Origin of the sequence: Pseudomonas azotoformans (genome assembly GCF_001579805.1) — a bacterium.
Taxonomy (GTDB): Bacteria; Pseudomonadota; Gammaproteobacteria; order Pseudomonadales; family Pseudomonadaceae; genus Aquipseudomonas; species Aquipseudomonas azotoformans_A.
On the sequence record NZ_CP014546.1, the window covers coordinates 6,151,237 to 6,166,255 of the forward strand.

The following is a 15,019-nucleotide window of genomic DNA, read 5'->3' on the forward strand; positions in this document are numbered from 1 at the left end:
CTGCTTACTTCTTCTTGGCCGGAGCGGCGGCTTTAGGCGTCAGCTCGTTGGTCATGTCTTCGAGCAGCTTGTTGACCACTGGCACGGCGCTTTCCAGCTTGGCTTGGGTCATCTGGGCCGATTGCTGGGTCAGCTGCGGCATTTTTTCCAGGACTTTCTTGCCCAATGGCGACTGGTAGAAGGCAACCAGGTCCTTGAGTTCGGATTCGCTGAAGTTGCTGGTGTAGAGCTTGACCATGTCCGGTTTCAGCTTCGGCCAGCCGATAGCCTGGTCCAGGGCGGCGTTGGCCTTGGCCTGGTAGCTGTCCAGTACGGACTGCTTGGCGGCAGGCGCCTTGGTCTGCTCGAAACGCTGGGCGAACATTTGCTGCACTTGCATGTACACCGGGGTACCCAGCTTGTCGGCATGGGCCAGGGTAAGGAAGGCTTCGGCACTGGCGTTGTGGCTGGCGGTATCGGCAAAGACTTGGCCGCTGGCGCAAACCAGAGCAACCGCGGTACAGATGGCACGAAGACGAGTCATCGAGTTTCCTTTTCTAGCAGGCGAGGTCGAACCCCAAGGGCGCCCATTCTGCGCCTAAAAAACCTTATGGCTCAACCCCAAGCCATGTAGGACAAGGATTCTCGAGGGATGAACCCGATGAAAAGTCTTTTAGGGAACCCCACCGGTCGATCAAGGCCTAAACTGCGCAAACAGACCTGAAGGAGTGTGCCCGATGAGCCGTATCGAAACCGACAGCCTGGGAGAAGTCCATGTCCCGGATGACGCTTACTGGGGCGCCCAGACCCAACGTTCGCTGGTGAACTTTGCCATTGGCGAACAGCGCATGCCGCTGGCGGTGTTGCACGCCCTGGCCCTGGTCAAGAAGGCCGCAGCACGGGTCAACGACCGGAATGGCGACTTGCCCGCCGACATCGCCCGCCTGATCGAACAAGCCGCCGACGAAGTGCTCGACGGGCAACATGACGACCAATTCCCCCTGGTGGTGTGGCAGACCGGCAGCGGCACCCAGAGCAACATGAACGCCAACGAAGTGATCGCCGGCCGCGCCAACGAACTGGCGGGCAACAAACGTGGCGGCAAGAACCCGGTGCACCCCAACGATCACGTCAACCGTTCCCAGAGTTCCAATGACTGCTTCCCCACCGCCATGAGCATCGCGGCGGTCCAGGCTGTGCATCAGCGTTTGCTGCCGGCGATTGCCACGCTTTCCGGCGGCCTGGCTGAACAAGCTGCCAAACATATGAAGCTGGTGAAGACCGGCCGCACCCACATGATGGATGCCACGCCGATTACCTTCGGCCAGGAACTCTCGGCGTTCATCGCCCAACTTGATTACGCTGAACGCGCCGTGCGCGCCGCCCTGCCCGCCGTGTGCGAGCTGGCCCAGGGTGGCACTGCGGTCGGCACCGGGCTGAATGCGCCCCACGGTTTTGGCGAGGCGATTGCCTCCGAGCTGGCTGCGTTGTCAGGGTTGCCGTTCGTCACCGCGCCAAACAAATTCGCCGCCCTTTCCGGCCACGAACCGTTGGTGACCCTGCACGGCGCGCTGAAAACCCTGGCCGTGGCCCTGATGAAAATCGCCAACGACCTGCGCCTGCTCGGCTCCGGCCCACGCACCGGGTTGGCCGAAGTGAGGCTGCCGGCCAACGAGCCCGGCAGTTCGATCATGCCGGGCAAGGTCAACCCGACGCAGTGCGAAGCACTGTCAATGCTGGCCTGCCAAGTGTTGGGCAACGACGTGACCATCGGCATCGCCGCCAGCCAAGGGCACTTGCAGTTGAATGTGTACAAGCCGGTGATCATCCACAACCTGCTGGAATCCATCCGCCTGCTGGCCGATGGCTGCAACAACTTCCAGGAACATTGCGTGGCCGGGCTTGAGCCTGACCCTGTGCAGATGGCCGAGCACCTGGAGCGCGGGCTGATGCTGGTGACCGCGCTCAACCCGCACATCGGCTACGACAAGTCGGCGGAAATCGCCAAGAAGGCCTACGCCGAAGGCTTGACCCTACGCGAGGCCGCACTGGACCTGGGCTACCTCACCGATGCGGAGTTCGACCAGTGGGTTCGCCCGCAGGACATGCTCGGTGCCTAGGAGGCCATGCGCAACCGTCGGGCCTTGAGCCCGGCGAGCAACGACGGCGCAAGCGCCACGGTCGCCGAGCCCAACACCACCACCAACGCCCCGGCATAGCCCAGGGCGTTGATCTCTTCGGCCTGCACATAGTCAGGCCACAGCCACGCCGCGAGGGCCACCGCCACGAAAGTCACCAGGGGTGTCAGCGCCAGGGTCGCACTGACCCGCGATGCTTCCCAGTGGGCCAACGCTTCGGCAAAGGCGCCATAGGCCACCAGGGTATTCATGCAGCACGCCAGCAACAGCCAGCCTTGCAGCGGGCTCAGGTCCAAGGCCTCAAGGGGATGCGCCCAAGGCGTGAGCAATAAGGCGCAGGTGAGGTAGATCACCATCATCACTTGCAGCGAATTCCACACCGTCAGCAGTTGCTTCTGGCCCAGGGCGTAGAACACCCAGATCGAAGTGGCCAACAAGATCGTCAGCACGCCGGCGGTATAGGCGCCAAGGGACGTCAGTAACTCCTCCAGGCGCTGGTTGAAGAACAGGCCAAAGCCTGCGATCAACACGAACAACCCGAGCACCTGCCCGCGACTGAACCGCTCCTTGAACACAAACACACTGGCGATCATCAAGAAGATCGGCCCCATCTGCACTACCAGCTGCGCGGTGCCGGGGCTGAGCATCTTCAGGCCCACCAGGTACAACACGTAGTTGCCCACCAGGCCGCACACCGCCATGCCCACCAGCCAACCGCCCTTGGGGCCCAATACCTTGCGGCTGGGCAAGCGTTTGGTCAGCGCCAGGTAGATAAACAGACAACTGCCGGCCACGATCAGGCGAAACCAGGTGACGGTGATCGGGTCCATCACCTGCAGCACTTGCTTGAGTTTGATCGGCAGAATGCCCCAGAGCAGCGCGGTCAGCAGGGTCAGGAGAAAACCGTAGACCCAGCGGCCGGAAGAGATGTGCATGAGTGCCCCAGAAGCCAGAGGAAGTGGAGCCGCATTCTAGGGGCACCCGACGCACTTTGTGTAGCGAAGATCAGCGCACCGCTTCGAACAACCCGGTGGCGCCCATGCCACCGCCCACGCACATGGTGACGATGCCGTAACGCAGATTGCGCCGCTGCAACTCACGTACCAGATGCCCCACCTGCCGCGAGCCGGTCATGCCGAATGGGTGGCCGATGGAGATCGAGCCGCCGTTGACGTTGTACTTGGCGTTATCGATTTCCAGGCGATTACGCGCATACAGACACTGGGACGCGAAGGCTTCGTTGAGTTCCCACAGGTCGATGTCCGCCACTTGCAAGCCCTTGGCCTTGAGCAACTTGGGCACCGAGAACACCGGGCCGATGCCCATCTCGTCCGGCTCGCACCCGGCTACCGTGAACCCACGGAAAAATGCCTTAGGCTTGAGCCCCAATTCCAGGGCTTTTTCCAGGCTCATCACCAGGGTCATCGAGGCGCCGTCGGACAGCTGCGACGAGTTACCCGCCGTCACCGAACCGTCCTCGGCAAACACTGGCTTCAGGCCTTGCAGGCTGGCCAGGGTGGTGTCCGGGCGGTTGCAGTCGTCACGGTCAACCACGCCTTCGAGCACCTGCACTTCACCGGTGTTCTTGTCTTCAACCTTGTACTTGACCGCCATCGGCACGATTTCATCGTTGAACAAGCCGTCGGCCTGGGCCTGGGCAGTGCGTTGCTGGCTTTGCAGGGCGTAGAGGTCCTGCTCTTCGCGGCTGACGCTGTAGCGACGCGCGACGATTTCGGCAGTCTGGCCCATGGGGAAGTAGATACCCGGCACCTGCTCTTTCAGCAGCGGGTTGATCAGGTTGTCGGTGTTGACGCTTTTCATCGTCAGGCTGATGGATTCGACGCCACCGGCAACGATGATGTCGCTGCAACCGGAGGCAATCTGGTTGGCCGCGATGGCAATCGCCTGCAAGCCCGACGAGCAGAAACGGTTGAGGGTCATCCCGGCCGTGCCGGTGCCCAGTTGCGACAACACTGCCACGTTGCGCCCGATGTTGTAGCCCTGTGCGCCCTCGTTGGAGCCGGCGCCGACGATGCAGTCCTCCACCGTCGCCGGGTCGATGCCGTTGCGGGTCAACAGCGCGTTGACGCAATGGGCCGCCATGTCATCCGGGCGGGTCTGGTTGAACTTGCCGCGAAAGGATTTGGCCAGGCCGGTTCGCACGCTGTCGACGATCACTACTTCACGCATGGGCTACCTCGATCTTGTGATTGTTGGGAGATGGATCGAGGATAGATCCAGCTTTCGTCAACCGCGACGATCATTCATCCCGGATATACAAAACCATGGCGGCCCCCCTCATTGTGGTGAGCAGGCCCTACTTCTTCTTACCTTTCTTGTCGTGCTTGTCGGATTTGTCGAACGCGTCCTCCAGCGCCCGGTTGATGGTGCGCAGCACCTTGACCCTTGCCCAGCGCTTATCGTTGGCTTCCACCAAGGTCCAGGGTGCGATTTCGGTGCTGGTGCGGTCGACCATATCGCCCACGGCGGCGCGGTAGTCGTCCCACTTGTCGCGGTTGCGCCAGTCGTCTTCGGTGATCTTGAAGCGTTTGAATGGGATTTCCTCGCGGGCCTGGAAACGCTCCAGTTGGGTCTGCTTATCGATGGCCAACCAGAACTTGACGACGATCACACCCGCATCACGCAGTTGCTCTTCAAAGTCGTTGATCTCGCCATAGGCGCGCATCCAGTCCGCCGGGGTGCAGAAGCCCTCGATGCGCTCCACCAGCACGCGGCCGTACCAGGAGCGGTCGAACACGGTGAACATGCCCCGCGCCGGGATCTTTTGCCAGAAACGCCATAGATACGGTTGAGCGCGTTCATCTTCACTCGGCGCGGCAATCGGCACGATGTGGTACTGCCGCGGATCCAGCGCCGCCGCCACCCGACGGATAGCCCCGCCCTTGCCCGCCGCGTCGTTACCCTCGAACACCGTGATCAGCGCGTGCTTGCGCATGCGTTTGTCGCGCATCAGCCCGGAGAAACGCGCCTGCTCGGTGATCAGTTGTTCTTCGTAATCGTCCTTGTCCAAACGTTGCGTCAGGTCGAGGCTGTCCAGCAGGCTCTTCTTGTCCACGGAGGCGATCAACGGCGCCGGGTTCATGCCGCTGGCCTTGCCCTTGGGCAGCTTCAGCGCATTTTGCAGGCCTTCGAGCAGCAGCTTGCCCACGGTAAGGCTGCGATAGTTGCTGTCCACCCCTTCGATCACATGCCACGGCGCATAGTCGCGGCTGGTGCGGCGCAACACGCGCTCGCCGAAATGCACGAACTTGTCGTAGGTCTCGGACTGCTGCCAGTCCAACGGGCTGATGCGCCAGCTGTGCAGCGGGTCGTCAGCCAGGGCCTTGAGCCTTGCCTTCATCTGCTTCTTGGAGAGGTGGAACCAGAATTTGAAGATCAACGCGCCTTCATCGCAGAGCATCTTTTCCAGGCGCTCGGCACCGGCAATGGCCTGGTCGAGTCTTGCGTCCTTGATCTGCCCGTGCACGCGGGCCTGCAGCATCTGGCTGTACCAATTACCGAAGAAAATCCCCATGCGGCCCTTGGCCGGCAGTTGCCGCCAGTAGCGCCAGGCCGGTGGCCGCGCCAGTTCTTCGTCGGTCTGCTGGTCGAAAGTGCGCACTTCGATCAGGCGCGGGTCCATCCATTCATTCAGCAGCTTGACGGTCTCGCCCTTGCCGGCGCCTTCGATGCCGTTGATCAGGATGATCACCGGGAAGCGCTTCTGCTGTTGCAGTTCGTACTGCACCTCTAGCAGGGCCTCACGCAGGGCCGGCACTTCGGCGTCGTAGGTGTCTTTGTCGATGGCGTGACCGATTTCGGCGGATTCGAACATGGGCAGCTCCGTTTCAAGATGGCTCAAGACTAGCGGATTGGGCAGCAATACGCGGGAGGAAATTCCATCGGCGCTTGCCGTGGGTCAATTCATTGCCGGTTGATCGGCTAGAATGGCCGCCTTGTGTTTACCGAGCCGCCCATGAACCCCATCACCCACGCCCAGCTCGACTGGGATGACCAAGGTCGCCCGCATTCGCGGGTGTTTGACGACGTGTACTTCTCCGATAAGTCGGGCCTGGAAGAAACCCGTTATGTGTTCCTCGAACAAAACCGACTGCAGGAGCGTTTTGCCGCCTTGCCGGTGGACGGGCGGTTGGTGATTGGCGAGACCGGTTTCGGCACCGGATTGAATTTTCTGTGCGCCTGGCAACTGTTCGAACAGCACGCGGTGGAGGGTGCGCGCCTGCATTTTGTCAGTGTGGAAAAGTACCCGCTGAGCCACGCCGACCTGCAACGCGCCCTCGCCCTCTGGCCAGAGCTGCAATCCTTTGCCGAACAACTGCTGGCGCAGTACATCGCGATCCATCAAGGCTTCCAACGCCTGGTACTGGATAACGGTCGCGTGACCCTGACCCTGTTGATCGGCGACGCCCTGGAGCAACTGCCACAACTGGAAGCGCAGGTCGACGCGTGGTTCCTCGACGGTTTCGCCCCCGCGAAAAACCCGGATATGTGGACCGCCGAACTGTTCGCCGAACTGGCACGCCTGGCCGCGCCGGGTTCGACCATCAGCACCTTCACCAGTACCGGTTGGGTGCGACGGCTGATCAACGCCGCAGGCTTCAAGATGAAACGCACGCCGGGCATCGGCCACAAGTGGGAGATCCTGCGCGGCGAGTTCCTCGGTTGGCCCGCCGAAACACCTGCACCGGCCGCCGCCAAACCCTGGTTTGCGCGGCCACCGGCGATTGAAGGTGAGCGCCACGCCATGGTCATCGGCGGCGGCCTCGCCGGTTGCGCAACGGCCGCCAGCCTCGCCGCCCGGGGCTGGCGCGTCAGCCTCCTGGAGCGACATGCCGCACTGGCCCAGGAGGCTTCGGGCAACCCCCAGGGCGTACTCTATTTAAAGCTCTCGGCCCATGGAACGGCGTTATCGCAGTTGATCCTGAGCGGTTTCGGCCACACCCGGCGCCAGTTGGAACACCTGCATCGCGGGGTCGACTGGGATGGTTGCGGCGTGCTGCAACTGGCCTTCGATGCCAAGGAAGCCGAGCGCCAGGCAAAACTGGCCGAAGCCTTTGCGCCTGAGTTGCTGCACGTGTTGGATAAAGATCAGGCCCAGCAACGTGCCGGTATCCAACTGGAACAGGGCGGGTTGTTTTTCCCCGAGGGCGGTTGGGTGCATCCGCCGGCGTTGTGCCAATGGCAAACAGCGCACCCTATGATCAGCGTGCTTCCCCATCACCACGCGGTTGAGCTGCGGCACGTCGATAACCAGTGGCAAGCCCTCGACGGCAATCGGCTGTTGGCCAGCGCCCGCGTGGTGGTGCTGGCCGGCGCAGCCGACATCAAGCATTTTCCGGCGAGCAGCGAGCTGCCGCTCAAGCGCATCCGCGGGCAAATCACCCGATTGGCGCAAACCCCGGCGAGCGAAGCACTGGCGACCGTGGTCTGCGCCGAAGGCTATGTCGCCCCGGCCCGCTTGGGCGAACACACTCTCGGCGCCAGCTTTGACTTTAACAGCGACGACCTCACGCCCACCGCCGCTGAACACGCCGGCAACCTGGAGATGCTGCGGGACATCTCCGAAGACTTGCTGGTCCGCCTGGGCGCCGACCACCTCGACCCCGAGGGGCTGGAAGGCCGCGCCGCCTTCCGTTGCACCAGCCCCGACTACCTGCCCATTGTCGGGCCGCTGGCCGATCTCGCGCTGTTCAACCAAACCTATGCCGTGCTGAGCAAGGACGCCCGACAAGTGCCGGACACGCCCTGCCCCTGGCTGCCAGGCCTGTACATCAACAGTGGCCACGGGTCGCGCGGACTGATCACCGCGCCGTTGTGCGGCGAATTGGTGGCTGCCTGGATTGATGCTGAACCGCTGCCGCTGCCGGCCAGCGTGGCCGAGGCGTGCCATCCGAATCGGTTTGCCTTGCGCGCGTTGATCCGGGCCAAGTCGACCGCATCTTGATCAACCCGCCGGCGCTTCACACACATGCTGGTCGTCACTGCGCAATGCGGCCTTGGTCAGCCGCTCGATCTCGACGGCTTCGGCCTGCTCCCTTTCCAGCCTGATCTGATTCATCAGGCGCTGGAATTCGGCGCTCGACAGCTCTTCACGTTGCTCATAGACCTCATCGGCGCGCAGGCTGAAGGGGGCGTTCAACGTGTCAAAACGGCTGGCAAAAGCGAGTTTCAGGTAGTGCTCCCAAAACGGCAGCTTGACGATATAGGCCAGTAACTGTGGCGATAATTCAGCACGCTTGAGTTCCAGCTCTGCTTGACTGAGCTTCACTTCGGTGACGCCTGCCAGGTCCGGGAACAACATGCCGCTTGGCTGGCCTGGCAAATAGACCTGACGTGCCAGGGCCTGCACGGTAAGCCAGCTCCACTTCCAAGGGGTCGTAGGTCGGATTTTCGCTACTGTGGCGAGCCGCAATTTTGCGCAACTGGTCGAGGCGAAAAAGCCCCTTGGCAACTTTCAACCGGGATCGGGCAGCCAATGGCTCACTGGCGTTCTCGCGGGAAACCTCATCGATCTCCACCAGCACTTCCAGATCACTGAAGTTCATCGCGGTCGAATCGTCGCAATTGAACGGTGCACCGGCCCGCTCAAACACCTGCTTGCGCAGCGCTGCATGGGCAGCCGTGGCATTCAGTACCCGCCATACCCGTCGCTCCAAATCATCACGCACTTTGGTGGCATCCGCGGTATTGACCAACTCGGCGAGCAAATTAAACAGCTCCCCACTGTCTGGCTCATTCTTCAGTCCGGTCCATACCCGGTTCTTCTCGACATAGTCAGCGACACGCTCATCCGCCAACCAGTTCTCTCGCGCCCTCTGTTCGGTCAAACGGGGTATGTCGTCCTCAAGAAACCCCATGCCAACGCCCACGCGATCAAGATAAACCTTCAGGGCCGCTGCGCTTTCACCCGACAACGCGTTTAGGCGCAGGTTGTAGGCCTGCCCAGCCCGGCGAGGCAGCAGAAACAGCCAATCGGGCAATGTGGTGATCAAATTGCCGCGCAAGTCCACAAGATCCAGATACTGCAGGCCCCCGACACCGACAGGAAACTCCTCAAGCCCGCAATCGCGCAACCGCAACCGGCGCAAATCATGCTGATGCGTCACATCGGGCGCATTGAGCAAAGGGTTATGGGCCAGGTTCAGGGTTTTGAGCCGACGTATCTCACCGAGTTTCTTGCGTGTGTGTTCGGTGAGTTGCAAGCGATTGCGCGGCAAATACAAATATGTCAGGTCAGGCATCAACGACAGGGCTTCGGGCAAGCGCGTGATTTGGTTGTGCGACAGATCAAGGGTGTGCAGATTGTTGAAGTGCTTGAGAAAATACGCCACCTCATCGTTCAAGCCCATGTTACGCAGAGACAACTGTTTGACCTTTTCGAAGCGTATCTGGGCGGGCAAAGTCGGCAGTTTTCCCACGGCCATCTCGTCCAACGCCAGGCTGGGGACACTGCGCTGCTCTGGGTCCCTGAGCATAGTCAGCCCGCGCCAGCTGCATTCGATGGCCTCCCGGACCTGGGAACGGCTGAGGCGATAATCCCAATAAGGGATGACCTCAGGCACATAGTCCGTACGGTCACTGACCCAGCGTTTCAGCGCCTGCTGAAGTGCCTTGAACTCCTGTTCAAGCGCCTTGACCGCCTTGGCACGGCTCAAGTGGTCGGCGCCCGCGTCCTGCAGAAAATGTAAGACTTGCGCGCCATCCATCGCCGGGTAGAGCTTTCTGACTTTGCGCACCAACGCCATTGAAAAATCCGCAAGTACCGGTGCGGCCAGTTCCCGCACCTGCGCGGGTGCGCAAGCCGGCAGTTGCTCCTCTACGGTCGGACGCTGCGTTCGCAAGTAGCGCCGCATACGCGGACGTTCGTCCTGACTCTTAAAGCGTAACTGGCTGCGCAGGCGGTCCACTGCTTGATCGCCCTCCATGCCCATCCGCTTCCTTTGCGCAGTCGACAGGCAATCCACCACCGCCCGAAGCAATCCATCAGGGCCGCTGACACGGGTATTCACATCCTTGCCTTGCTCATCGAAGGCCTGAAAACCCTGTTCATCTCGAACGATGGTGCGTTGCACCGAAGCGCCAGAAGTCCCAACCTGCTCAAGGACATCCCCGGTCACGCCACCTTCACGTAGTTGTATACATATATCCTGCGGCCAATGCGCCAGCCCCCCGAGCAAGCCGAAGATCACGCGTCGCGTTCCGCTACCGGCCAGGGGCGGCCAGGACAAACCCATCAGGGCGTCGTCTTCGTCCATCTGCTCAATCGCTTCGCGACAGCGCTCTTCTAATGTCAACGACACACGATTGTCCTTGCGCAAATAGCGGCGATCCAAGGTGCGCGCTTCGGACAGTTGCTCCCACGCAAATCGGCGCGGCAAGCCCGGAAAGCGCGCGCACAGCGGCGCCAGGTCACCGGTGGCGACGCCGTTATAATCGTCATACAACCGCTCATAAAGGACGCGATGCTGTGCATTCACAGCCTCCAGCAAACGACGCTTGAGCAGCGGCTGGGCGTCCTCTAACGGTACGCTGGCGCCAAGCAACGTGCTGCGTTCTTCCTCGCCCAAGGCTTGCAGCAACGTCTCCATCACTTGGCCATCCTTGAGTTGCTGCTCGGTGATATGAATGCTCAGGTCTTCATAGTTGAGGGGAGACAGATCCGGGTAGCTCTCAAGGAGGTTGCCGTCAGCGTCCAATAGCTCGAAAAAGCGCCCTTTGGGCCAACTGGGTATCAGCGGCAAGGCGAGCATCTGGCTGCGGGCGGTGGCGGGTGTGAGAGCCTGCTCGGGCTCCAGCGCCTGGATCAGGTCAAGCATTTTGCGGTGCTGGCGAAACCGCGCCACCCCGTCCTGGAAGCGTTCCGGCAGGGCTGTGTGCGCCTGAGCCAGCTGGCGCAACATAGGCAGGTCCATTTGATTAATGGCAGCGATACTTCGTAGGTCGTCCGACGGCACCTCGGCCAGGCCAGGGTCAATGCGATGGAGAATGTTCAACGGCTCAGCCCATTCCCGCGGATGCTCATAATCATGTTGCCAGCCACCCTGGAAATTATGTTGCAACGGCGGCCGATACGCGGTCGGCCGTTGAGGGTGGATGATTCGCCATCGCCCGAGGTTGGCGTCAAAAGCAATGGCATACGGCTCGCCCGCCAGTTGGATATAGAGGCTTTCGTTGGCCAGGTACACTCCCTGCGAATTACGCGTCACCGAATCGGTCATCTCCATCGCTTGGCGATAGGCCGCCAGCCGTGGCCGCCACAACCTTGGTTGGGAATCACGTAGCTTGACGGCCTCGACTTTGTCGAAAAACTCTGCCGACGAGGCCAACTTGCGCTTGAGCGACCCCACCACGCGCCCGCCTGCCGCGAACAGCACCATGGCGGCAAGGTTTTCCGCCACATTGACCAGATGCTTGAGCGCCTCGGCGTTGTCGCCATGCCTCCAGTCCTCGACCCCGTCGAACACCTCCCCCAGCAGTTGACCGATGGCAACACCCATCATCAGTTGCCCGAGTACCGGCACCACGAAGGCTGCAACATTGAGGACATCCAGCCCGAAGTTGAGGTAATCCCACAGGCGCTGTTGCCGCGCGTCTTCATCCACTTGAGCCTTGGGCACGGCCAATACCCGCGCATCCAACTGGACTTTGCCGACGCAGGCGCGGAAGAAAAAATCGCTGAAATTGTCGTTTACCGGTATTGCTTGCAGCGAACCCAGCGCACCACCGGCTTGAAAGTGGTTGAGAAAGTCCACGCGCTCGGATTCATCCAGATAGCGTACGAACGCCTGCCGGTAGGACGCCACTTGCAACTTGAACGTGAGGTAGCGCTTGAAGTCCGCCAGGGTCGGGTATTCGTACCAGGGACGCAGCGGTTCGTCGGGCATGTAGACGATCAGGCTATCCTCGGCCAGCTCACCGGCCTGCGCCTCAGAAAACACCAACACACTCCACAGGCAGGCCTTGTCCAGGTTAAGGCCCTGCCAGATCAGGCGTTTCTGGGTGAACTCCGAATCGGCATGCCGGGCGGCTGGCAAGTCGGCCTTGATCAACTTGAGCAGACGAGCATGGGTGGCCTGGCTGATAGCTTGCCTGGCCAGGGCAAGGTGCAGGTCTGTCAGCATATCGGCGCGCTTGCCCCGCCCCACATCCAGTGCGGCAAGGTTGTAGCTCAGGGGCAGCGCCGATTCGCCTGGGGCAGGCAGGCTGAAGATGTCGCGTAAATGCGCCTGGTAGGCGTTGCCCAGATCCAGATCACGGCAATAGCCCACGAATTGATGCGCAGTGAGACCCGACACAACGCTGTCGTCAGCTCCCCGGCGAATCAGGGACTTTTTAGGCAAGCCGTCGGGTTCGGCCTCGGCTTCGGAAAAATTCTGCATGGCCGCCTGCACCAGGCTGTGTTTTTCCAGAGTGGTCGAAAAAATCGGAATACCGCTCACGTTAGGCGCAATTTCGAACGGTTCGCTCCTGGGGCGCTCCAGATAGTCCTGGCGAACATTCAGCCCCGCATGCCCTTTGCCGACCAGATATTCCTGCAGTTTTGCCGTGCAGAACTCATGCAACGGCTGCAGCCGGCCAAGGCGCTGCTCAAGGCGTTGGCGCGGGGCCTCACTGTCGAGGTAGGCCTGCTCGACGGCCGCCAGGCTGCCCGGCGGCGCGTCGAGCATCCAGTGCGGCAACGTCTGGTGCAACACCTGTACCTTATCCAGATCGCCGGTCATATCGAGTAAGGCGGCGTCCAGCTCATCGCGCGTTACGGGGGCAACCTCTTCATATAAACCCTGTGTTTCAGTCATTCCAACCCTCCCTGATGCAATCAATGATGGCTGGAGACGATAAACCCGCGGCCCGTGGAAAAAGGTTCAAAAACCGCAGCATTCAAGGGCTGAAACGCCGCAGATTTTGCGGCAAAACCGGCTTCTTGTACCACCACTGGCACGCAGCCCGCGCACGGCCGACAGAGTCCACGCCGAGATTGCGGCTATTTGCCTTATAACTTATCGGTCTAAAACTCCACGAATAGCCCCGTGTCAGTTTCTGGGTACGCGCCCTTCAGGGCGTATTGAGTGTTTCCCCTCCCCAACGGAAAAACCGGTAAGGAATTTATGTGCGGATTAGCTGGAGAATTACGTTTCGATGCCCAACCTGCCGACCTGGCAGCCATTGAGCGCATCACCCATCACCTGGCTCCCCGTGGCCCAGACGCCTGGGGTTTCCATGCCCAAGGGCCGATTGCACTCGGCCACCGGCGCCTGAAAATCATGGACCTGTCGGACGGCTCAGCCCAACCGATGGTCGATTCGCAGCTTGGCCTGTCATTGGCCTTCAACGGCGCGATCTATAACTTCCCGGAGCTGCGAGAAGAGCTGGAGGCCCTGGGCTACGCCTTCTATTCCGGAGGCGACACCGAAGTGCTGCTCAAGGGCTACCACGCCTGGGGCGAGGCACTGCTGCCCAAGCTCAATGGCATGTTCGCGTTTGCCATCTGGGAGCGCGATGCTCAGCGCCTGTTTATCGCCCGTGACCGGCTTGGCGTGAAGCCGTTGTATCTGTCGCGCACCGGTCAGCGTTTGCGCTTCGCCTCGGCCTTGCCGGCACTGCTCAAGGGCGGTGATATCAACCCGATCCTCGATCCGGTGGCGCTTAACCATTACCTGAACTTCCACGCGGTGGTGCCTGCGCCGCGCACCTTGCTGGCCGGCATCGAAAAAATGCCGCCCGCCAGTTGGATGCGCATCGACGCCAGCGGCAAGACCGAGCAGAAAGTGTGGTGGACCCTGCCCTACGGCCCACACGACGACGAAAAAAACCTGACCCTGGAAGACTGGACTGACCGCGTCCTCGACAGCACCCGCGAAGCCGTGGCCGTTCGCCAACGGGCGGCGGTGGATGTCGGCGTGCTGCTCTCCGGTGGTGTCGATTCGAGCATGCTCGTGGGCCTGCTGCGCGAAGTCGGTGTACAAGACCTGTCGACGTTTTCCATCGGCTTTGAAGACGCCGGCGGCGAAGCGGGCAACGAGTTCCAATACTCCGACCTGATCGCCAAGCATTACGGCACCCGTCACCACCAGTTGCGCATCGCCGAAAGCGAGATCATCGAGCAACTGCCCGCCGCCTTCCGTGCCATGAGCGAGCCGATGGTCAGCCACGACTGCATCGCCTTCTACCTGCTGTCGCGGGAAGTGGCCAAGCATTGCAAGGTGGTGCAGAGCGGCCAGGGCGCAGATGAGCTGTTCGCCGGGTACCACTGGTACCCGCAGGTGGACGGCGCCAGCGATCCGCACGCGGCCTATCGCGATGCGTTTTTCGACCGCAGCTACGACGATTACGCGGCGACTGTCGCGCCAAAATGGCTGACCGCCAATGACGCCGCCGGTGACTTCGTGCGCGAGCATTTCGCCATGCCCGGCGCCGACGCTGCGGTGGACAAAGCCCTGCGGCTGGACAGCACGGTGATGCTGGTGGACGACCCGGTCAAACGCGTCGACAACATGACCATGGCCTGGGGCCTGGAAGCGCGCACGCCGTTTCTCGATTACCGCCTGGTGGAACTCTCCGCGCGGGTGCCGGGTAAGTTCAAGCTGCCCGATGGCGGCAAACAGGTATTGAAAGAAGCCGCGCGCCGCGTGATCCCAAGCGAAGTCATCGACCGCAAAAAAGGCTACTTCCCGGTACCTGGCCTCAAGCATTTGCAGGGCGACACTCTGAACTGGGTGCGTGAACTGCTGCTCGACCCGAGCCAGGATCGCGGCCTGTTCAACCCCGCGATGCTTGACCGTTTGCTCACCGACCCGCAAGGCCAATTGACTCCGCTGCGCGGCTCCAAGCTGTGGCAACTGGCGGCGCTGAACCTGTGGCTCAGCGAACAAGGAATCTGATTG

At 61.4% G+C, this 15,019-nt stretch carries 9 protein-coding genes; 3 read left to right on the forward strand and 6 right to left on the reverse strand.

The window, feature by feature from the left end; translation table 11 throughout:
- Positions 1 to 4: 4 nt before the first annotated feature.
- Positions 5 to 523: a DUF2059 domain-containing protein gene (locus AYR47_RS28280; protein WP_010567461.1), complete on the reverse strand. Its 519-nt coding sequence runs from the start codon at positions 521 to 523 to the stop codon at positions 5 to 7.
- Between the two features lie 193 nt (positions 524 to 716).
- Between AYR47_RS28280 and AYR47_RS28285 the strand changes: the two genes are divergently transcribed.
- Positions 717 to 2,099, forward strand: coding sequence for a class II fumarate hydratase (locus tag AYR47_RS28285; RefSeq protein WP_033900918.1), 1,383 nt, complete (start codon positions 717 to 719; stop codon positions 2,097 to 2,099).
- Here the strand turns inward: AYR47_RS28285 and AYR47_RS28290 are convergent.
- The 3 genes from AYR47_RS28290 to pap form a co-directional block, all read right to left on the reverse strand.
- Positions 2,096 to 3,052: a DMT family transporter gene (locus tag AYR47_RS28290; RefSeq protein ID WP_061449147.1), complete on the reverse strand. Its 957-nt coding sequence runs from the start codon at positions 3,050 to 3,052 to the stop codon at positions 2,096 to 2,098. The genes AYR47_RS28285 and AYR47_RS28290 overlap by 4 nt on opposite strands.
- A 70-nt stretch (positions 3,053 to 3,122) precedes the next feature.
- The gene (locus AYR47_RS28295; protein ID WP_061449148.1) at positions 3,123 to 4,307 is read right to left on the reverse strand and encodes a thiolase family protein; all 1,185 of its coding nucleotides are present in this window, start codon (positions 4,305 to 4,307) and stop codon (positions 3,123 to 3,125) included.
- 127 nt (positions 4,308 to 4,434) lie between these two features.
- A complete protein-coding gene (pap, locus tag AYR47_RS28300) occupies positions 4,435 to 5,952 on the reverse strand; it encodes a polyphosphate:AMP phosphotransferase (RefSeq protein ID WP_033900906.1) in 1,518 nt (505 codons plus the stop codon).
- Positions 5,953 to 6,093: 141 nt separating this feature from the next.
- Here pap and mnmC point away from each other — a divergent pair, with 141 nt between their 5' ends.
- On the forward strand, positions 6,094 to 8,082 hold the full coding sequence (gene mnmC / locus AYR47_RS28305) for a bifunctional tRNA (5-methylaminomethyl-2-thiouridine)(34)-methyltransferase MnmD/FAD-dependent 5-carboxymethylaminomethyl-2-thiouridine(34) oxidoreductase MnmC (RefSeq protein WP_061449149.1): 1,989 nt from the start codon (positions 6,094 to 6,096) through the stop codon (positions 8,080 to 8,082).
- On the opposite strand, the gene AYR47_RS28310 is transcribed toward mnmC, so the two are convergent.
- Both AYR47_RS28310 and AYR47_RS28315 read right to left on the reverse strand, forming a co-directional pair.
- Complete coding sequence (locus AYR47_RS28310; protein ID WP_082781555.1) at positions 8,083 to 8,439, reverse strand: NEL-type E3 ubiquitin ligase domain-containing protein; 357 nt, start codon at positions 8,437 to 8,439, stop codon at positions 8,083 to 8,085.
- Positions 8,366 to 12,934: a dermonecrotic toxin domain-containing protein gene (locus tag AYR47_RS28315; protein WP_061449151.1), complete on the reverse strand. Its 4,569-nt coding sequence runs from the start codon at positions 12,932 to 12,934 to the stop codon at positions 8,366 to 8,368. The genes AYR47_RS28310 and AYR47_RS28315 overlap by 74 nt, the downstream gene beginning before the upstream one ends.
- A 309-nt stretch (positions 12,935 to 13,243) precedes the next feature.
- On the opposite strand from AYR47_RS28315, the gene AYR47_RS28320 reads away from it, so the two are divergent.
- Positions 13,244 to 15,016: an N-acetylglutaminylglutamine amidotransferase gene (locus tag AYR47_RS28320; RefSeq protein WP_061449152.1), complete on the forward strand. Its 1,773-nt coding sequence runs from the start codon at positions 13,244 to 13,246 to the stop codon at positions 15,014 to 15,016.
- The last annotated feature ends 3 nt before the right edge of the window (positions 15,017 to 15,019 follow it).